Source organism: Undibacterium parvum (genome assembly GCF_003955735.1).
In the GTDB taxonomy this organism is placed as follows: domain Bacteria; phylum Pseudomonadota; class Gammaproteobacteria; order Burkholderiales; family Burkholderiaceae_D; genus Undibacterium; species Undibacterium parvum.
Map to the genome: position 1 here is coordinate 1,541,333 of NZ_CP034464.1, position 19,408 is coordinate 1,560,740.

At 51.4% G+C, this 19,408-nt stretch carries 15 protein-coding genes; 9 read left to right on the forward strand and 6 right to left on the reverse strand.

Translation table 11 applies throughout. The features are described from left to right. Nucleotides 1–9: 9 nt before the first annotated feature. From mrdA to EJN92_RS06665, 4 genes are all read right to left on the reverse strand, one after another. Nucleotides 10–1,992, reverse strand: a complete 1,983-nt coding sequence (mrdA, locus tag EJN92_RS06650; RefSeq protein WP_126127086.1) for a penicillin-binding protein 2 — start codon at nucleotides 1,990–1,992, stop codon at nucleotides 10–12. A 71-nt stretch (nucleotides 1,993–2,063) separates the two neighbouring features. Then, nucleotides 2,064–2,582 carry a rod shape-determining protein MreD gene (mreD, locus tag EJN92_RS06655; protein ID WP_126127087.1) on the reverse strand — a complete coding sequence of 173 codons (519 nt, stop codon included), beginning with the start codon at nucleotides 2,580–2,582 and terminating at the stop codon, nucleotides 2,064–2,066. Next, entirely contained in the window at nucleotides 2,579–3,682 is a 1,104-nt protein-coding gene (gene mreC / locus EJN92_RS06660) for a rod shape-determining protein MreC (RefSeq protein WP_126127088.1), read from the reverse strand. Before mreC ends, mreD begins: the two co-directional genes overlap by 4 nt. Nucleotides 3,683–3,874: 192 nt before the next feature. Next, nucleotides 3,875–4,918 carry a rod shape-determining protein gene (locus EJN92_RS06665; protein WP_126127089.1) on the reverse strand — a complete coding sequence of 348 codons (1,044 nt, stop codon included), beginning with the start codon at nucleotides 4,916–4,918 and terminating at the stop codon, nucleotides 3,875–3,877. 455 nt (nucleotides 4,919–5,373) lie between these two features. Here EJN92_RS06665 and gatC point away from each other — a divergent pair, with 455 nt between their 5' ends. From gatC to pyrE, 5 genes are all read left to right on the forward strand, one after another. Next, on the forward strand, nucleotides 5,374–5,676 hold the full coding sequence (gene gatC / locus EJN92_RS06670) for an Asp-tRNA(Asn)/Glu-tRNA(Gln) amidotransferase subunit GatC (RefSeq protein WP_126127090.1): 303 nt from the start codon (nucleotides 5,374–5,376) through the stop codon (nucleotides 5,674–5,676). A gap of 15 nt (nucleotides 5,677–5,691) precedes the next feature. After that, the gene (gatA, locus tag EJN92_RS06675) at nucleotides 5,692–7,146 is read left to right on the forward strand and encodes an Asp-tRNA(Asn)/Glu-tRNA(Gln) amidotransferase subunit GatA (protein ID WP_126127091.1); all 1,455 of its coding nucleotides are present in this window, start codon (nucleotides 5,692–5,694) and stop codon (nucleotides 7,144–7,146) included. Nucleotides 7,147–7,151: 5 nt separating this feature from the next. Beyond that, nucleotides 7,152–7,646: a hypothetical protein gene (locus EJN92_RS06680; RefSeq protein WP_126127092.1), complete on the forward strand. Its 495-nt coding sequence runs from the start codon at nucleotides 7,152–7,154 to the stop codon at nucleotides 7,644–7,646. 178 nt (nucleotides 7,647–7,824) lie between these two features. After that, on the forward strand, nucleotides 7,825–9,297 hold the full coding sequence (gene gatB / locus EJN92_RS06685) for an Asp-tRNA(Asn)/Glu-tRNA(Gln) amidotransferase subunit GatB (RefSeq protein ID WP_126127093.1): 1,473 nt from the start codon (nucleotides 7,825–7,827) through the stop codon (nucleotides 9,295–9,297). A gap of 228 nt (nucleotides 9,298–9,525) precedes the next feature. Then, nucleotides 9,526–10,194, forward strand: coding sequence for an orotate phosphoribosyltransferase (pyrE, locus tag EJN92_RS06690; protein WP_126127094.1), 669 nt, complete (start codon nucleotides 9,526–9,528; stop codon nucleotides 10,192–10,194). Nucleotides 10,195–10,401: 207 nt separating this feature from the next. On the opposite strand, the gene EJN92_RS06695 is transcribed toward pyrE, so the two are convergent. Further along, nucleotides 10,402–10,737: a hypothetical protein gene (locus EJN92_RS06695; RefSeq protein WP_126127095.1), complete on the reverse strand. Its 336-nt coding sequence runs from the start codon at nucleotides 10,735–10,737 to the stop codon at nucleotides 10,402–10,404. Between the two features lie 528 nt (nucleotides 10,738–11,265). Here EJN92_RS06695 and EJN92_RS06700 point away from each other — a divergent pair. Continuing rightward, on the forward strand, nucleotides 11,266–13,017 hold the full coding sequence (locus EJN92_RS06700) for a methyl-accepting chemotaxis protein (RefSeq protein WP_126127096.1): 1,752 nt from the start codon (nucleotides 11,266–11,268) through the stop codon (nucleotides 13,015–13,017). 113 nt (nucleotides 13,018–13,130) lie between these two features. Continuing rightward, the gene (locus tag EJN92_RS06705) at nucleotides 13,131–14,681 is read left to right on the forward strand and encodes a B12-binding domain-containing radical SAM protein (protein ID WP_126127097.1); all 1,551 of its coding nucleotides are present in this window, start codon (nucleotides 13,131–13,133) and stop codon (nucleotides 14,679–14,681) included. 38 nt (nucleotides 14,682–14,719) lie between these two features. Here EJN92_RS06705 and EJN92_RS06710 read toward each other — a convergent pair whose 3' ends face one another. Next, on the reverse strand, nucleotides 14,720–15,034 hold the full coding sequence (locus tag EJN92_RS06710) for a metal-sensitive transcriptional regulator (RefSeq protein WP_126127098.1): 315 nt from the start codon (nucleotides 15,032–15,034) through the stop codon (nucleotides 14,720–14,722). Between the two features lie 363 nt (nucleotides 15,035–15,397). Between EJN92_RS06710 and EJN92_RS06715 the strand changes: the two genes are divergently transcribed. Both EJN92_RS06715 and EJN92_RS06720 read left to right on the forward strand, forming a co-directional pair. Further along, on the forward strand, nucleotides 15,398–16,207 hold the full coding sequence (locus tag EJN92_RS06715) for a substrate-binding periplasmic protein (RefSeq protein WP_126127099.1): 810 nt from the start codon (nucleotides 15,398–15,400) through the stop codon (nucleotides 16,205–16,207). 192 nt (nucleotides 16,208–16,399) lie between these two features. Continuing rightward, entirely contained in the window at nucleotides 16,400–19,393 is a 2,994-nt protein-coding gene (locus EJN92_RS06720; protein ID WP_170174884.1) for a bifunctional diguanylate cyclase/phosphodiesterase, read from the forward strand. Nucleotides 19,394–19,408: the final 15 nt, after the last annotated feature.

Genomic DNA, 19,408 nt, shown 5'->3' on the forward strand with positions numbered 1-19,408 from the left:
CTTATTCCTTCACTCCTTATTGCCCTGAGTTTCGCCACCCGGTTTAGGGCCACCCTCAGATTCAGCATCAGCCTTCGCCTCAGACTCGGCACGAGTTGCCAGCGCATCACTCTTGAGCGTCGGAGTTTTATCTTTTTCATTCGGACGCTTGCCCAGCAAATAGTAATCCAAAGCCTTCCTGACAATAGGGGCGGCGCCGGTAGAACCAAAACCGCCATTTTCTACGATGATAGCAATCGCGATGCGCGGCTTATCGGCCGGTGCAAAGGCGGTGTACCAGGAATGGTCATGCAGACTTTTAGCCAGCTTCTTGGCATCGTATTTTTCGTTTTTCTTGACGCTAAACAACTGTGCAGTACCAGTCTTGCCGCCGGATTCGTATTCGGCATTGGCAAAGGCGGTTCTGCCTGTCCCCTCTTTGGTCACGCCCACCATGGCGTGCTTGATGACATCGATATTTTCTTGCTTCAAGGGGATACGATAACTTTCCTTGGGTACCGTCAGGGTTTTCACACGCGAGGTTGGATCTTCAGTCATTTTGACTAAGTGCGGCTTCATCACCACGCCGTTATTCGCCAATGTCGCTACTGCATGCGCCATTTGTAAGGGCGTAAAGGTGTTGTAACCCTGGCCAATCCCGAGAGAAATAGTTTCACCCGCATACCATTTTTGCTGCGCTGCCTTACGATACACACTGCGCTTCCAGGCGGTCGATGGTAATACGCCTTTGCGTTCGTGTTCCAGATCGATACCCGTAATCTGACCAAAACCAAAAGGCTTCATGAAATTATGGATGGCATCCACCCCCATATCATTGGCCAGCATGTAGTAATACGGATCGCAAGACTGGACGATGGATTTATACATATCGACCATGCCGTGACCGCCTTTAATATCATCATTAAAGCGATGCCCACCAAACATAAAGAAGCCTTGATCGGCAATCGTCTGGCTGGCAGTACGCTTGCCCAATTCCAGCGCGGCCAGTGCCATGAAGGGTTTGTAGGTTGAGCCTGGTGGATAGGCGCCAGTCAAGGGACGGTTTAACAGCGGCCGATCTTCCGAGGTGTTTAATTCGTTCCAACTTTGCTGATCGATGCCTTCGACAAACAGATTTGGATCATAGGTCGGTTTAGAAACAAAGGCCAACACATCGCCAGTCACAGGCTCGATCGCCACCAGGGCGCCGCGTCTATCGCCGAAGGCTTCTTCTACGACTTTTTGTAATTCTATATCGATCGATAAGATCAGATTTTTACCCGAACTAGGGGCGCTACGTGACAAGGTACGCACCGCACGACCGCCAGCCGAGACTTCAACCTCTTCAAAACCTGTGGTGCCATGCAAGATACTTTCGTAACTTTTTTCCAGCCCTTCTTTACCGATATAGTCGGTGCCATTGTAATTGGAGCCGTCTTCCATATCGTCTATCGTCTCGGCATCCTTCTGGCTGATACGACCGATATAACCGACCACATGCGAGGCCACGTCACCGAGCGGATACTGGCGAAATAGTCGAGCCTGAATATCCACACCAGGGAAACGGAAGCGTTGCGCCGTGAAGCGCGCGACTTCTTCATCGGTCAAACGGGTGCGCAATGGCAGGCTCTCAAAACTTTTCGATTCCTCGATCAGCTTACGAAAGCGCTTGCGATGTTTAGGCTGTATATCCACCAATGCGGACAACTCATCGATCAATACATCCAGATCCTGTTTGATTTTTGCTGGTGTAATTTCTAGGGTGTAGGCTGAAAAATTGCGAGCGAGAACCACCCCGTTTCTATCCATGATCAGGCCACGATTCGGCACCACAGGCACGATAGAAATACGGTTTTCATCAGCTTGTAAAGCATACACATTGTGCTTAATGATTTGCAACCAAACGAAGCGGCTTACCAACAGAGAGAAACAAATGAAAGCAAACACACCGATGACAATCAGCCGTGTTTTAAAGAGATAAATCTCACGTTCAGCGTTCTTAAGTTCAGTCATGGGGAAAATTTGCTCAGCTTAGGCACAGCATAGGCGCAACATAGTCGCAACATAGTCGATTAAATAAAGCATTAAATCGGACGCGTGTTGTCTTTATCGACAGCACGGCGCTGTGGCGCCAACAAGACCCAGGTCGCGACCGGCCACAACAGCGTGGTCACGATGCTGGCAACAAAATACCACCAGCCAGGAAATTGCGCGGCCGGTGCCACGATCAAGCGCACGATTAACTGCACCGCCTGCACGAACATAAACAGCGGCAGCACATAAAACGATTGTGCTAGCGGCTTAAACCACAGCACGCGTCTGTGAATGGTAATCGCCAGATACGACAGTAAAGTATAGGCCAGCGCATTTTCGCCCAGATGCACAGCGGAATGCACGTCCATCAATAAACCCATCACGAAGGCGACACCTATACCCACTTTACGCGGTTGATGTATGCTCCAGAACACCAGTGCCAGTGCCACAAAATCAGGCATACCTACCCAGGCTCCGGTCGGCAGGAAATTAAGAAAAAATGCGCAGATCAGGCTCACAGTAATAAACAGTGAGCTGACCGGTAGCAGGATGTAGTGAGGACTATTCATTTGGCTAACACCTTGCTCGCTTGCGTGGCAGCGGGTACCACAACTGGTATTACCGGGGCAGGTTGGATTGCCGCAGGCTTGGCTGTGGTGGCGGTTGCTGAGGTAGTCGCCACCGAGGCGGCAGCAGCAGTTGGCACTGGCGCAGGGGCTCTAATCTCAGCACCAGTGACGCCAGCTGGCGCGGTTTCTTTGATCGTATCGCGGGTTACTTTGCGATTGATTTTTTCTTTTTTCGCTTTCACCTCTTCAGTGTCCGGTGGCGGCAATTGATTAGTCTCGACCAGTAATATCAATAATTGTCTATTTCGGTCTATGCCTGCAGCCGGGCTGCAGAGTACATTTTCAAAAGTCGTTGAAGCCTTGTTTTCCACCTGCACTACTTTGGCTACCGCCAAACCAGCAGGATAAACGCCGTCCAGACCTGAAGTGACCAGCATGTCGCCATTTTGCACATCGGCGTTGGTGGTCATGCGCATGTCCAGATAACTAGACTGGCCACGCCCACTGACTACGCTGCGTATGCCGTTGCGGGCGATTTGCACTGGTATCGCCTGATTTTTATCGGTCAGCAAAGTGACTTCAGCAGTCAAAGGAAACACCCGCGTCACCTGTCCGACTACGCCCAGATCGTCGATCACAGGTTGACCAAGTGCCACGCCATGTTGCAGCCCCTTGTCGAGAATAATTTTTCGGGTAAACGGATCGCGCGCGTCGTAGAGAATTTCGCCTAATATCGACTTCACCGCCAAACGATCACGGGCGCCCATCAATTGACGCAAATGCGCATTTTCCAACGCCAGTTGCGTGGTCTGCTGTAACACATCGGCATTCGTCATTTGCTGACGTTTTAATTTGGCATTTTCTTTTTCCAGGCTAGCGGTAGCGACAAAATAGTTTGCCACTCCCATCAAGGCATCCCGCGGAGCCACCGCCACCATTTGCACCGGATACAGGAGCGTGCCGACTACCAGACGCACCCGCTCCAGCGACTGCAGACGGGAATCGAGCACCAGCAGGAAGATAGAAAATATCGCAAAAAACACCACTTTGGCACGAGCCGACGCGCCTTGCTTGAAAAGTGGTGGAGGACTGTATTGCATAGGTTTATGCCAAAATCGTAGCGGATAACAGCCAGGTCAAAAATATAAAAAATTAATTAAATATTTTAAAGGCGCGTCTAGAAATTGAATTAATGGGATGCAGAGCAAGGCGTAAACCGGAACAATACTTAAGTATTGTGAGGATTTACAACACCGCTATGCGCCCATTAATTAAATTTATAAATGCGCCGATTATTCGTAGGAGAAAATCGAGCCTAATTTATCCATACGCTCCAAAGCCATGCCAGAACCGCGCACTACGCAAGTCAAAGGATCTTCGGCGACGATCACTGGCAAGCCAGTTTCTTCCATCAGCAAGCGATCCAGATCGCGCAACAAGGCGCCGCCGCCGGTCAGCATCATGCCTTTTTCAGCAATATCGGCACCAAGTTCTGGCGGAGTCTGTTCCAACGCGTTTTTCACGGCAGAGACGATGTTATTCAAAGGATCGGTCAGCGCTTCCAGGATCTCATTACTGGAGATAGTGAAAGAGCGTGGAATGCCTTCGGATAAGTTGCGCCCCTTAACTTCCATTTCGCGCACTTCGGAACCTGGGAAGGCTGAACCTATGCCTTTTTTGATGGCTTCCGCAGTTTGCTCACCGATCAACATGCCGTAATTGCGACGGATGTAATTGACAATCGCTTCATCAAACTTATCGCCACCGACGCGCACCGAACCCTTGTAGACCATACCACCCAGCGAGATGATACCCACTTCGGTAGTACCACCACCGATATCGACCACCATGGACCCGGTTGCTTCGGATACTGGCAAACCAGCACCGATCGCCGCCGCCATTGGCTCTTCAATCAAATACACTTGGGAAGCACCGGCACCCAAGGCAGATTCACGGATCGCACGGCGCTCTACCTGAGTAGAACCGCAAGGCACGCAAATGATGATGCGTGGCGAAGGTTTGAAAAATTTAGTGTCGTGCACCATGCGTATGAATTGCTTGAGCATTTGCTCGGTGACGGTAAAGTCGGCAATCACGCCGTCTTTCATAGGGCGGATAGCCTCAATATTGCCAGGTACTTTACCCAGCATTTGCTTGGCTTCCTTGCCGACCGCTTGTATGGTTTTTTTACCGTTGGGGCCGCCTTCTTGGCGGATCGCGACTACCGATGGTTCATCGAGCACGATGCCTTGGCCGCGTAGGTAGATCAGAGTGTTTGCCGTGCCAAGATCGATGGCGAGGTCATTTGAAAAGTAACTGCGAAAAAAACCGAACATGTAAAATCCTGTGTATTCTGTGTGGTGGTCATGCGCCAAAAACAGCGCGAAAAATATAGCCGCTCAACATCCAGCGAGACTCTCAGAAATAGCGCGACTAGGTAAAGCGGAGCTATCATAATTAAGACATCACCAAACAAATTAAGTGCAATTTAAATGGAAAAGAATGCTTTTAACTACAATTAGACGGCAACACCGCCACACCACCAAGTAGCGCAAATCCTGGAAATTATTAAAATCTCGCTAGAGTATTTGCTTAAGCCTTAATATTCAAGGCATTAACCCTATATTCTACCTTATAATCTTAGGATTAATAGGCAATCTAGCATCTTGGTTTAAATCAGCTTTCTTTGCCATTTTTGGATACCGCAACAAGCGCTTCTGCTTGCGGGATTCCACTCGGCAGATTTGCTTTCTATTCAACATTTTTTGCACGCGTTTGCGCGTTAATAACCATGTCACTAGATCTAACAGATGTGAAACGTATCGCCAATCTGGCGCAACTAGAACTCTCGGACAGCCAGGCCAGCGACACGCTGAGCAAGCTCAATGGGATTTTCTCACTGGTTGAGCAGCTCAAAGCGGTCGACACCACAGGAATTACACCTTTAAGCCATCCTATCGCGGCCTTGATGCCGGAACTGTGCCTGCGTCTGCGGGACGATGTGGTCACCGAAAGCAACCAGCGCGAAGCGTATCTGAAAGTCGCGCCAGCGACCCAGGACGGCCTGTATCTAGTTCCTCAAGTCATAGAATAATTCAAGAGCTCAGACATGCATAAGCACACCCTCAAGCAGCTCTCCAGTTTGCTGCAAAACAAGCAAGTGTCCGCCACCGAATTGGCGCAACATTATCTGGCGCGCATCGCTGCCAGCCCGCTCAACGCCTTCACCCATGTCGATCCTGCGCTAACGCTGCAACAAGCGAGCTTGGCCGACCAGCGCCTGGCCAGCGGCGACGCCGGTGCCCTGACTGGCATCCCGATTGCGCACAAAGACATTTTTGTGACGCGCGATTGGCGCTCGACAGCTGGCTCACGCATGCTGGAAAATTATGTCAGTCCTTTTGACGCCACCGTGGTTGAGCATTTCAAGACAGCCGGCATGGTCACGCTAGGCAAGCTCAATTGCGATGAATTCGCGATGGGTTCTAGCAATGAAAACTCGTATTTTGGTGCAGTAAAAAACCCCTGGGATCTGCGTGCGATACCGGGCGGTTCGTCCGGCGGATCGGCCGCTGCGATCGCGGCACGCCTGAGTCCTGCCGTGACCGGCACCGATACCGGCGGCTCTATCCGTCAACCAGCCGCCTTTTGCGGCGTGACTGGCATCAAGCCGACTTACGGCAGCGTCTCGCGTTACGGCATGATCGCGTTTGCCTCCTCGCTTGATCAAGGTGGCCCGATCGCACAAACGGCGGAAGATTGCGGCATGCTGCTCAACGCCATGATACGTTTTGATCATAAAGACTCAACCAGTCTGGAACGCGCGCAGGAAGACTTCAATCGCGACCTGGATAAAGATGTCAAAGGTCTGCGCATCGGTGTGCCGCGTGAGTTTTTTGGTGCAGGTTTAGCCCCCGATGTAGAGCAAGCGGTGCGTGCCGCCTTGGCCGAATACGAAAAACTCGGCGCGATTCTGGTCGACATTTCTCTGCCTAAGACCGAGTTGTCTATCCCCGTGTATTACGTGATCGCGCCGGCCGAAGCCTCTTCCAATTTAAGTCGTTTTGATGGCGTGCGTTACGGCCACCGCGCGGCTGATTACAAAGACCTGGCCGAGATGTACAAGAAGACCCGCGCCGAAGGTTTTGGCGAAGAGGTCAAGCGTCGCATCCTGGTGGGTTCGTATGTGCTGTCGCATGGCTATTACGATGCGTATTATTTGCAAGCGCAAAAAATCCGTCGTCTGATCGCGCAAGATTTCCAAGCCGCCTTCAAGCAATGCGATGTCATCATGGGCCCAGTAGCACCGACCGTCGCTTGGGACTTGGGCGACAAGGCCGACGATCCGGTCGCCAACTATCTGGCCGATATTTTCACATTGTCGACCAGTCTGGCGGGCTTGCCCGGCATGTCTATCCCTTGCGGTTTCGGTCAGGGCGAAAAGAACGCGCAGCGTCCGGTGGGCTTGCAATTGATAGGCAATTATTTTGAAGAAGCTAAGCTACTCAATATCGCCCATCAGTATCAGTTGGCGACAGACTGGCATCAAAAATCGCCGGTCTAAATCAAATGAAGCGTCCACTGCTGGCCGGATTAAGTCTGCTCTTGTGTCTGCTGAGTGCCGCAGCACAAGCCCAGACTGCCGCCAGTCTGGATGCGAAATTTTCTTGCAGCCTGACGCGGCAAGAAGATGGCGATGGCGAGCGCTTGACGTATGCCGATCAGGCAAGGATACAGTTAGCGGGAACCCAGATCCTGACCTTGCAGTGGGAATCTAGCTTATTCAGAAGTAGTCATGGGCATGAATGCAGTATCGACAGCAGTGATGAGCCGATTGCTGAAGTGACAGAAAAAGGCTGGCGCATTAGCCTTAAAGATGCGCCAGCGGCACGGCAGCGACGCGGTTACGATACCGAACGTGGCAGCCAGTGCAGCATACGACTAGAGCGCGATGGCGAGCAATTACGTATCAAGCCCAGCTGCCCTAGTTTGTGCGGATCACGCAATAACTTTAGCGCACTGACAGTCAATTTAAAGACTGGCGTGTGTCAGTACGATGAGTAGCGAGTGATTTAGGTTTTTAGCGCAAACTTTCAAAATGCCTTGCGCAGTATCCATGCGCCTTGCAGGCCGAAAAAGGCTGGAAACCCGCATGGATATTGCGCACAGCAGTAGAAAAATTAAACACCGGTATTGAGCGCGTTTGCCGTACCAGATTCATACCTGATTAAAAGGAAAAATTATGCAATGGGAAGTCGTGATCGGTTTTGAGACACATGCGCAACTCAAGACTCACTCTAAAATTTTTAGCGGTTCGTCCACCCAGTTCGGCGCCGAGCCGAATACGCAAACCAGTCCGGTCGATCTGGCCTTGCCTGGTGTCTTGCCGGTGATGAACAAGGGCGCAGTCGAGAAAGCCATACAATTTGGCCTGGCCGTCGGCGCCACCATCGCGCCAGAATCGATCTTCGCGCGTAAAAATTATTTTTATCCGGATTCACCTAAGGGCTATCAGATCAGCCAGTTTGAAATCCCGGTAGTGCAAGGCGGCTTCGTCACTTGTGTAGTCGAAAAAGACGGCAAATCCGAAGTCAAGGTAATCGAACTAACGCGCGCCCATCTGGAAGAAGATGCCGGTAAATCGCTGCATGAAGATTATCAAGGCATGACCGGCATCGACCTCAATCGCGCTGGCACCCCGTTACTCGAAATCGTCACTGAACCAGTCATGCGCAGCGCCGCCGAAGCGGTGGCCTACGCCAAGGCCTTGCATGCGCTGGTGGTCTGGTTGGATATTTGCGATGGCAATATGCAGGAAGGCTCGTTCCGTTGCGATGCCAACGTCTCAGTGCGTCCGGTAGGACAAAAAGAATTCGGCACCCGCTGCGAGATTAAGAATCTGAACTCGTTCCGCTTCCTGGAAGAAGCCATCAACATCGAAGTGCGACGTCAGATCGAGCTGATCGAAGACGGCGGCACCGTGGTGCAGGAAACCCGCCTGTACGATCCTGATCGTAAGCAAACCCGCACCATGCGCAGCAAGGAAGACGCGATGGATTATCGCTACTTCCCGGATCCGGATTTGCCGCCTTTGCGCATCGGTGCCGACTGGGTAGAGCGCGTCCGTGCCAGCATGCCCGAGTTGCCAGCAGCCATGCGTGAGCGCTTCATCGCACAATTTGGCATTTCCGATTACGACGCCATGATAGTCACGCAATCGAAAGCCAGCGCCGAATATTTTGAGGCTGCCATCAAGGCCAGCCCTGACGGCGATAAAGCCGCGCAAGCCAAGCAAGTAGCGAACTGGCTGATGGGCGATGTGGCATCGACCCTCAACCGCGAAGGCATAGAAATCAGCGCGATTCCGGTCAGTGCTGCGCAATTGGCGGTGCTGCTGCAACGCATTTCTGATGGCACGATTTCCAACAAGATCGCCAAAGAAGTATTTGCCGCCATGTGGGCCGCGCCCTCGCCTGACGCCAATCTGGCTGACCAGGTCATAGACAGTAAAGGTCTCAAGCAAATCTCCGACGTCGGCGCTTTGGAAAAAATTATTGATGAAGTCATGGCTGCCAACCAGCAATCGGTAGATGAGTACCGCGCCGGTAAAGAGAAAGCCTTTAATTCACTGGTAGGCCAGGCTATGAAAGCCACCAAGGGCAAGGGCAATCCGGCACAAGTGAATGAATTATTAAAGAAAAAACTGGCTGGCTGATACGCCAATGACATAAAAAAATAAGGATTCAGAGACTATGAAGATCAAAAAATCTTAAAACCTCTCAACACAGAGGCACAGAGACACAGAGAAGTGCCAATAATTGCTTTGCATGTTCTCCGTTTTTCCTCTGTGCCTCTGTGTTCTCCTTTGAGAGGTTTTCGTTTTTAAGGATTTTCGTAGCGAGCTGAACACTAACTAAAAAATCCATAGATCTGTGAGCATATTTTGAAAAATCTACGACAAGAATTCATACAATTTTCAGTTGAGGCTGGCGTCATTCGTTTTGGCGACTTCGTCACCAAGGCTGGCCGCAACTCGCCCTACTTCTTTAACGCTGGCTTGTTTAGCGACGGCGCTAATCTGGGCAAACTGGCTGACTTTTACGCCCAAACCCTGATCGATTCCGGCGTCGAGTTCGACATGCTGTTCGGCCCGGCCTACAAAGGCATTACCTTAGCTTCGGCCACCGCTGTGGCGCTGGCTGCCAAAGGCCGCAATGTGCCGTTTGCGTATAACCGCAAAGAAGCCAAAGACCACGGCGAAGGCGGCACCATCGTCGGCGCTAAATTGCAGGGTAAAGTGGTGATCATCGATGACGTGATTTCAGCCGGCACTTCGGTACGCGAATCGGTAGACATGATACGCGCCGCCGGTGCCACGCCTTGCGCAGTCTTGATCGCGCTCGACCGTATGGAAAAATCGGGTAAAGACGATGCCTTATCTGCCAACTCGGCAGTGCAGGAAATCAGCGAGACGTATGCCATGCCTGTGGTTTCTATCGGCAATCTGAACGACTTGTTCGACTATCTGTCCGCCGCCGGTGCCGACACCGAACTAAGCGCCCATAAAACAGCGGTGGCGGCGTATCGCCAGCGTTACGGTATCAATATTTAAGCTAGCTAACTAAGCTAGCTTATTTGGACAAAACCTAGATCAAAGTACTCTCCGGCACAGGCTAGAAAATGCTTAGATCTAGATTCTTACAGCGTCTCGGCTATTTTCAGAATAAGGGGAGTATCGGCTACCGCCCTCGCGCTTGCGCTTATTCTATATGCGCCAAGACTACTCTCTCTACCTATACTCCCACCCAGTAAGCTCAGATCAACCATGCTGACGCCATTTAGCAATTTTTTGCGCGAGGCTAGGACGCGTGCTCGGGTTGGCTAAATCCATCGCCAGTTTTTGCTCGGAACTTAAACGTGTCGCTGTCAGCACAACCGTAGGGATAGTGAGCCCTGCGGTATCGTAGGCGATTTTCTCATCGACACTCATACGCTTGGCGCTGATCTGCACCGTAGGAATTTTTTCATTGAAACTGGCGCTAGTTATTTGTGCTCCTGCCGCCACCATCAATAGGCTCAGCGCGAGCACGCTGAGCACGCTTAATTTGCCATGTTTGCGATGACTCTGACGACTAGAACTTGACTCGGTTTTCATGCTTTTTCTCCTGGTGTAGCGCCTGCTGGCACAAGTTTGTGATGGGGCGATGTCATCACTGTAGACAAGCGCGACTAGTCCCGCCATGGCTCTGCGACAAACGGCGGATAGCGCGATATAAAACAGCGAAAATGCAGGATAAATGGAAATTAAAACAAGATAAAAAGAGAGAAAATTCCGGCGCCATTGCAGATTGAGGGCGTTCTCTAGCGCTTTAAAATTGCCACACGGGAATTTTACAAAATACGCACACAACAGACCGCTAAATTAAGCGTTTATAGCTGGCAAAATAGGCAGGCTTACCCTATGATCTTAACAAAATACTCGGTTTAAATCGCGAGTTCAACATTTGCTTCAATCTTAGTATCAGCATTAGTTTCAGAATTATTTGGCCGGCTCAGACATCGCTCACAGCAACGCATAAGTCACATTGGCAGCACTGCAATTCAGTATTTCAGTTCGCATCATCTTAGTTTCTCAGTAAATACGTCCTAAACACGTCATTCTTACTAGTCGATGAGGAAGCAAATGAACATCAATAATTTTAAAATTGGCCAGCGCCTGGGTTTGGGATTTGGCCTGGTGTTGCTACTGCTGGTGATCATCGCCAGCATGGGCGTGAATAAGATGGCGAGCCTCAATGCCAACACAGACAAGCTAGTCAATGTTGACTGGGTCAAGACCAAGCTAGTGGTAAAAGCACTCGACAATGTGCGTGGCAGTATCGCCCGCGTACTGCAATCAACTGCCGCCACCGATCCTGCGGATATCGCCAAGGCACAAGAAAGGCTCGCTGCCAATACACTAGCGTTTAATGAGGCACTTGAAAAACTCGAACCTTTGATCGTGCGTCCGGAAGGCAAGGCTATATTGGTAAAAATTAAAGAAAGTCGAACTGCCTACGTAACTTCATTTGGCAAAGTAGCCGCTCTGATGAAAGACGGGAATCGAGAAGAAGCCAGCAAACTTGCCTACGGAGAAACCTATAAGGCATTGCACGCTTTCGCTGGTGATCTGCGTGACATGAACGAATTCCAGCAAAAAATTTTTGAAGAAACCGGTACGCATAGCGCCGAAACCTATCAATCTGCCCGCAACCAATTGATTTTTTTGAGTATAGCGGCGGTGCTCATAGGTCTGGGCTTTGCCTGGTGGGTAGCACGTAGTATTACTCAGCCTTTACAAACTGCGGTAGAGGTCGCGCAAAGCATCGCAGCCGGTAATTTAGACGGACAGATCACAGTCGCATCCAGCGATGAGTCGGGACAACTGATGCAAGCGCTGAGCGACATGCAAGTAAGCCTGAACAATGTCTGCAGCCAAGTTAAAGTAGGTAGCGACTGCATCGCCACCGCCTCGCGCGAAATCGCCTCCGGCAATATGGATCTGTCTTCGCGCACCGAGGAGCAAGCCAGTTCGCTGGAGGAAACCGCCGCCTCTATGGAAGAGCTGACTGGCACCGTCAAACAAAACGCCGACAACGCCAGACAAGCCAATCAATTAGCTGCCACCGCCTCAGAAGTGGCGAGCAAGGGCGGCGCCGTAGTGGCACAAGTGGTCGAGACCATGGGCGCTATCAATACTTCGGCCAAGAAGATCACCGACATCATCAGCGTGATCGATGGCATCGCGTTTCAGACCAATATTCTGGCACTCAACGCGGCGGTAGAAGCGGCGCGCGCCGGTGAGCAGGGCCGTGGTTTTGCGGTGGTCGCCTCCGAGGTGCGCAATCTGGCACAACGCTCGGCGGCAGCCGCCAAAGAGATCAAAACCCTCATCGATGAATCGGTAGAGAACGTAGGGATAGGCACCAAACTAGTCGATCAGGCTGGTGCCACCATGCACGAAATCGTCGAAAGCGTAAGGCGCGTGACCGATGTGATGAGCGAGATCAGTGCCGCCAGCCATGAGCAAACTCAGGGTCTGGACCAGATCAATATCGCGATCTCGCAAATGGATACCGTGACCCAGCAAAACGCCGCGCTGGTCGAGCAAGCCGCCGCCGCCGCCGCAACGCTAGAAGATCAGGCTGGTAATCTGACTCAGGTGGTGAGTATTTTCAAACTCAGCGGTGAGCAGCAAACCAGGGCGGCACTGCCAGCGCCCAAGAGCAGCAAGGCCGCTGTCAAACCAGCCATGCGCGCCAGCACCAAGACAGCAAGCGCGAAACGACCTGCCTTGCCAGCCAGCAGTGCCAGCGCAAATACTAATGCCGCTGGCGGCAACGCGAAGGGCGCCAGCGCCAGCAAGGCATCCACCGATGATTGGGAAGAGTTCTGATTGTAGTCGGCTGTGTAATTTAACTAAAAACCGCTACAGCCAAAAACTGAGCGGTTTTTTTTCAGCTTAGCGCTAGCGTACAATGGCGCTCTATTTGATTTCTTTGCAGCGCCATGACCATAATTTTGAGCACCCTAAATGCCCGCTACGCCCATGCTTCACTGGGCTTGCGTTACTTACTTGCCAACATGGGCCCATTGCAGGCACAGACCCAGTTACAAGAATTTGTGATCGGCGCCAAAACCACCGATCTGGTCGAAAAGCTATTGGCGTGGCAAAAACCGGGCGAAAAACTCATCATCGGGCTGGGTGTGTATATCTGGAACGTAGAAGAAAGCACGCGGCTGGTGGCCTTATTGAAACGGGTCGCGCCCGAAGTGGTGGTGATACTCGGCGGCCCCGAGGTCTCGCACGAAACCAGCGATCAAGAGATCATACGCTTGGCCGATTTTGTCGTCACCGGTTGGGGTGAAATCACTTTCCCGGAACTCTGCAAACAAATCATCCACGGCCCGCAGCCACTGATGAAGATACACGCCGGCGTGCAAGCCAAGCTCGATGAATTAGCCCTTCCCTACAGCCTGTACAGCGATGACGATATCAAAAACCGCACCTTGTACGTAGAAGCCTCGCGTGGCTGCCCGTTTAAATGTGAGTTCTGCTTGTCGGCGCTGGATAAAACCGCCTGGCCGTTTGAGATAGACCGGTTTCTGGCTGAAATGGAAGCTTTGCACGCACGCGGTGCGCGCCTGTTTAAATTTGTCGATCGCACCTTTAATCTGAACATCAAGACCAGCTTGAAGATCATGCAGTTTTTTCTCGATAAACTAGAAGCCAATCCTGAGGATCCGGTATTTGCCCACTTTGAAGTGGTGCCAGATCATTTGCCGGATGCGCTGAAAGAAGGTATACAGAAATTCCCGTCCGGCAGTTTGCAGTTTGAGATCGGCATACAAAGCTTTAATCCCGAAGTGCAGGCGCGTATCAGCCGCAAACAAAACAATGAAAAAGCGGCCGAGAATATCAGTTGGCTATGCCAACATTCTAGCGCCCATTTACACGTCGATCTGATCGCCGGTTTGCCGGGCGAAACGGTAGAGAGTTTCGCGCTCGGGTTTAATCGTCTGTATGCCTTACAACCGCACGAAATCCAGTTTGGTATCCTGAAACGCTTGCGCGGCACGCCGATTATCCGCCATACCGCTGAATACGGCCTGGTGTTTGATCCCTACCCGCCTTACACCATCCTGGCCAACAAGGACGTACCATTTGCCGAGATGCAAAAGTTAATTCGTTTTGCGCGCTATTGGGATTTGGTGGCGAATTCCGGGCGCTTTACGCATACCCTGCCGGCGATCTTAGGCGAGTTACCGTTCGAGAACTTCATGGACTTATCCGATTGGATTTACGCCAAGACCGATGCCACCCACAGAATCGCCTTGGATAGACTGGCCAATCTGGTCAGTAAATGGCTACAGGAAGAGCGCGGCATGAGCGTAGCCCAAGTGCTAGCCATCGTCTCCAGCGACTACGCGGGCGACGCCAAGCACAAACAAGGCGCAGAAAAAGCCCTGGCCGCTAAACTTGCCGAGGCCAGTAATGCAGCCAAAACCGCCACAGCAAAAGCCACACCGCAAAGACAAAGCCGCCATCTGGCGGCTTAAAGTACTGAAAAATAAGTGCTGAAAAATACTCGCTAAAATTAAACGTATTTATCCAAAAAACTGCTGAGATGCTTGGCACTGGCAACGGCTTCTTCCACGCTGGTGGCTTTCTCGGCATGCGTCACCATAGAGCTGGTCAGCAAGGTCACGAAAGAGCGATCCAGCGCCTTGCGTGCGGCTGACATTTGCTGTGCGATGCCATCGCAATCGCCCGGCTCTGTGGCTTTTGCGATCAGTTTTTGCACCCCGCGCAATTGCCCTTCTACGCGCGCCAAGCGATGTAATAAATCCTTCTTTTGCTGCTCTGTGAGCGCTGTCCCTGAAACTATCTTGAGGGGGGGAGTATCTGACATGATGTGGCTCCTGGTCTTATTGTGTATGCGCAAAGTATATCAAAAATCTTATACTGTACTGAGTATAGTACAAATTACGGGCGCTACAAGGGGCTATATTCAGGCCTAGGGGCTGATCACATCTGAAATTTTTCACTTCGTCAGCAGCGCAGCGCCGGATCGCCTGTGGTTTTTGCTATTGAGTTTATGCCCTAGGTAAGCTACGCTCAAGTTCTGACTTGCTTATTCCATTTCTAAATCATTCGTGTCGTTGTTGCCTTCGCCTCGCCGTGCTACAGCACTGTCTTCGGCTCGTCGCCTAAACACAAATGATTTAGAAACGGAATTAGATAGTTTGCGTTCTGCCCACACTAGGATCTAGGAATGAAAACCCTCAGCGCTATGTTCTTAGGCTTGCTGCTCGCGACTCAGGCTGTTGCGGCCGATCCAGCACGCGCTGGTTGCGGCAGCATCGCATTGGCCTACTATGAAAATGGCGCTCTGTATTATCGCAATGCCGATGGCAGTTACGCTGGCATAGACAAAGATGTGGTGGAAGAAGTAGCGCGCCGCACTGGCTGCCAATTTAATACCGTCTTAGAATCACGCATCCGCATCTGGACCCAACTCAATAACGGCACGCTGGCCATGTCGGTCTCGGGCATCGCCACCCCAGAGCGCGAGAAAGCTTCGCGTTTCATTCCCTACATGGTCAGTAGAAACTATGCCTTGCTGCATACCGATGCACCGCCATCGGCGCAGACCATGCAAGGGTTTTTAGCCGACTCCAAATTACAAATAGCGATCGTCAAGAGTTTCCGGCACGGTGAGCTGTATGAAGAATGGATTGCTAAGCTCAGGGCGCAAAATCGGGTACATGAAGGCCCCGATTTTGAGAGTGTGATGCGCCTGTTTGCAGTACGCCGGGTCGATGCGGTGCTGGCTTTGCCGACTGGCTGGCAGCCCTTACTCAAACGTGAAAACCTGATGGGTAAAGTGCTGGTGAAAGACTGGTCGCCAAACGATAAAGTGGTGGCCTCGCTTATTCTTTCCCGTACTTTGGTGGATCAGGATCAATACCGATTAATCGAAAAAGCCATCATCTCCATGCGTGAAGACGGCAGTCTGGAACAGATTTTCAAGCGTCATGTGGGAGCAGAAATCGCCAAAGAGTTACGCTATACCGAAAAATAGTCCCTTAGGACTTACGCAAAGCCGCCCCAGCGTCGTTGTAGCCGCCTTGTCGCACTAAACGCCTAGCTGGGACAATTTTGCGTAAGTCCTAACCTAAAATAACAGCTCTTTGGCGTGGTTTTAAAAGTATCAAGACCTAATTTATTGTATATTTCTAGCCAGTTGAACTGGCATATAAAACATCTCATGCACATGCTGGAAAACCCCAATTCACGAAGCAAATATCACTTAGGAAGATTAAGTTGGCGCTTGCTATTGGTGTTACTAGGGTATGTCCTCACTGGCTACCTCGCCCTCGCCCACCCTTACGTAAAACCCAATGTCAGCCTGATCTGGCTACCCAGCGGAATCGCGTTAGCGGCTTTGGTCCGATGGGGCCCCAAGATGGCGCCAGCGATCTATCTGGCCGCCTTGCTCGTCAATCTATCCAGCGGTTTGACTATATTCGCCGCTGCTAGTATTGCGATAGGAAATACGCTTGCGCCCTACTTCTGTTATCTATTCTTAAAAAACAAGAGATTTTCATCGGAATTTGCACGCCGCCAAGATGTCATCTGGTTCTGCCTTGCAGCCGTGATGGGCATGAGTATTTCGGCCAGCGGCGGCGCTCTGGTGTTGTGGCTAATGGGTTTGATTGCACACCCGGATTTAGTCTGGCTCAGCTGGTGGGCAGGCGATACGGTAGGCGTGCTATTGGCAGGTCCATTATTACTCTCGGTCAGCTACTCCAGCATACGGAAATTAGCCGCGCGTCGTGCCGAAATGCTGACGTTTATTCTGATTTTTGTTGTGGTGCATTGGCTGATCTTTTTTTCTGCCCAAAATACCATGCACCTGAGCTTTGTTGCGATGGCAGTCATGATTTGGGCCGCCTTGCGTTTCGCCATTACCTGGGCCTCTTTTACGGTATTGACCTCGATCTATATTGCCGGATGGGCTAGCTACCAAGGCCAAGGCCCGTTCTCGTCCGCTGACATGCAAGCTAATCTATTTTTGCTGTGGCTGTATGCCAGCACCATGACGGTGTCTTCCTTGCTGATCGCAGCCCTGCAAGCCGAGCGTCTGGCCGCCACCAGCGAATTGCAGGATTCATTCGAGCGCATCAACAAAGTGGCATCGCGTTTGCCCGGCTTGATACTGCAATACCGGGTGCATGCCGATCAAAGCAGCAGCATCCCCTACGCCAGCAGTGCGATTACGGCTATGCTGGAATTTACTCAGGAAGAATTGAAGGACAGTACCAAGGCTTTGTTTGCGCGCATCAATCCCGAAGATAGAGAGAAAGGCGAGCAGACTCTGGCCCTAGCCACCCAGGAGCTATCTATCTGGCAAAGCGAGTTTCGCTATCAGCGCAGAGACAGCAGTGTGCGCTGGCTGTACATTGATGGCTTGCCCGAGCAAGAAGCCAAAGGCAGCATACTTTGGCATTGTTTTTTAACCGACATCACCGAACGCAAACAAGCCGAGCAAGATCTGCGCATCGCGGCCACCACTTTTGAATCGCAAGAAGGTATTTTTGTCGCCGATGGCAATTGGAAAGTGCTCAGGGTGAATCAGGCCTTTAGCCGCATCACTGGTTTTGCGGCCGATGAATTACTGGCCATCCCGGTGCAGCGCCTGCACACCACGCATCAGGATCAGAGTTTTTTTGATGCCATAGACGCCAGCTTGCGTAGCCAACAATTCTGGCAAGGCGAACTCTGGAGCAAACGCAAAAACGGCGAAACCTATCCACAGATGATCACACTAACCGCGATCACCGATAGCAAGGGCGAGGTCAGCAATTACATAGGCTCATTTACCGACATCAGTCTGCATAAAGGCTATGAAGAAGAAATCCGCAATCTGGCTTTTTACGATCCACTGACCCAATTGCCGAATCGGCGTTTATTGATGGATAGATTGCAGCATTTGATCTCGGTCAGCCAGCGTAATGTCAGCCACAGCGCACTACTATTTTTGGATTTGGATAACTTTAAAACCCTGAACGACACACGCGGCCACGATGCTGGCGATCTACTGCTGATAGAAGCGGCCAGCCGCCTGCAAAGCTGTGTACGCGACAGCGATACGGTGGCGCGTCTGGGTGGTGATGAATTCGTGGTGGTGCTGGAAGAACTCAGTGAAATCCGCGACGAAGCGATCGCCCAGGCCGATAAGGTCGGTGAAAAAATTCGAGAAATGCTCAGCCAGTCTTACCAGATCATGGACTTTGAACATCACGGCTCGGCCAGCATAGGAATCTGCCTGTTTCAGGGCGCTGACAATACCGTCAAAGATCTGTTTAAACGCGCCGATACCGCCATGTACGAAGCCAAAACCTCGGGCCGCAATGCGGTGCGCTTCTTTGATCCTGCCATGCAAGCTGTGCTGGTGGTGCGCATGATGCTGGAATCGAATCTGCGTATCGCTTTAGCCTTAAATCAATTCCAACTGTATTACCAGGTGCAGGTGAATGCCGACGGACAGCTGATCGGCGCCGAAGCACTGCTGCGCTGGATACACCCGGATCGCGGCTTTATCTCGCCCGCCGAATTTATCCCGCTGGCAGAAGAAACCGGTCTGATCGTGCCTATCGGTCTGTGGGTGATGGATACTGCCTGCGCCCAACTCAAACTATGGGAAGCGCAAGCGGACACCCGGCATCTGAGCCTGGCTGTGAATGTCAGTGCCAAACAGTTTAAGCAGGCCGATTTTGTCGATACCATCAGCCATATCGTGCACAAGCATCAGATCGATGCCAGCCGCTTAAAAATTGAACTCACAGAAAGTACCATCCTCGACAATGTCGATGCCACCACAGAAAAAATGCATCAGCTGAAAAAGCTGGGGATCGCTTTTTCTATGGATGATTTTGGCACCGGTTATTCTTCGCTCGCCTACCTGCAACGCCTGCCGCTGAATCAACTCAAGATAGACCAGTCATTTGTGCGCGATATTAATCTCGATGAGAACGATGCCACCATCGTGCGCGCCATCATTGCGCTGGGCATCAATCTGGGCTTGAACGTGATAGCCGAAGGCGTAGAGACAGCGGCGCAACGCAGTTTTCTGATAGAAAACCACTGCTATTCTTTCCAGGGTTATTTATTCTCGAAACCAATACCGGCAGAAGCCTTTCAAGCCTTGATCGCCATGCATAAAACCCTGCCTATCGTCAGTGCCAGTCAAGATTTGGTGACCTAGCTAGAGGAACACCAG

Excerpts from the sequence above, each read along its gene's own strand:
- EJN92_RS06720 (WP_170174884.1), top strand. The coding sequence starts at position 16,400 with ATGCTGGAAAACCCCAATTCACGAAGCAAATATCACTTAGGAAGATTA.
- EJN92_RS06665 (WP_126127089.1), bottom strand. The coding sequence starts at position 4,918 with ATGTTCGGTTTTTTTCGCAGTTACTTTTCAAATGACCTCGCCATCGAT.
- mreC (WP_126127088.1), bottom strand. The coding sequence starts at position 3,682 with ATGCAATACAGTCCTCCACCACTTTTCAAGCAAGGCGCGTCGGCTCGT.
- EJN92_RS06710 (WP_126127098.1), bottom strand. The coding sequence starts at position 15,034 with ATGTCAGATACTCCCCCCCTCAAGATAGTTTCAGGGACAGCGCTCACA.
- EJN92_RS06705 (WP_126127097.1), top strand. The coding sequence starts at position 13,131 with ATGACCATAATTTTGAGCACCCTAAATGCCCGCTACGCCCATGCTTCA.
- EJN92_RS06715 (WP_126127099.1), top strand. The coding sequence starts at position 15,398 with ATGAAAACCCTCAGCGCTATGTTCTTAGGCTTGCTGCTCGCGACTCAG.
- gatC (WP_126127090.1), top strand. The coding sequence starts at position 5,374 with ATGTCACTAGATCTAACAGATGTGAAACGTATCGCCAATCTGGCGCAA.
- gatA (WP_126127091.1), top strand. The coding sequence starts at position 5,692 with ATGCATAAGCACACCCTCAAGCAGCTCTCCAGTTTGCTGCAAAACAAG.
- mrdA (WP_126127086.1), bottom strand. The coding sequence starts at position 1,992 with ATGACTGAACTTAAGAACGCTGAACGTGAGATTTATCTCTTTAAAACA.
- EJN92_RS06680 (WP_126127092.1), top strand. The coding sequence starts at position 7,152 with ATGAAGCGTCCACTGCTGGCCGGATTAAGTCTGCTCTTGTGTCTGCTG.
- EJN92_RS06695 (WP_126127095.1), bottom strand. The coding sequence starts at position 10,737 with ATGAAAACCGAGTCAAGTTCTAGTCGTCAGAGTCATCGCAAACATGGC.
- EJN92_RS06700 (WP_126127096.1), top strand. The coding sequence starts at position 11,266 with ATGAACATCAATAATTTTAAAATTGGCCAGCGCCTGGGTTTGGGATTT.
- mreD (WP_126127087.1), bottom strand. The coding sequence starts at position 2,582 with ATGAATAGTCCTCACTACATCCTGCTACCGGTCAGCTCACTGTTTATT.
- gatB (WP_126127093.1), top strand. The coding sequence starts at position 7,825 with ATGCAATGGGAAGTCGTGATCGGTTTTGAGACACATGCGCAACTCAAG.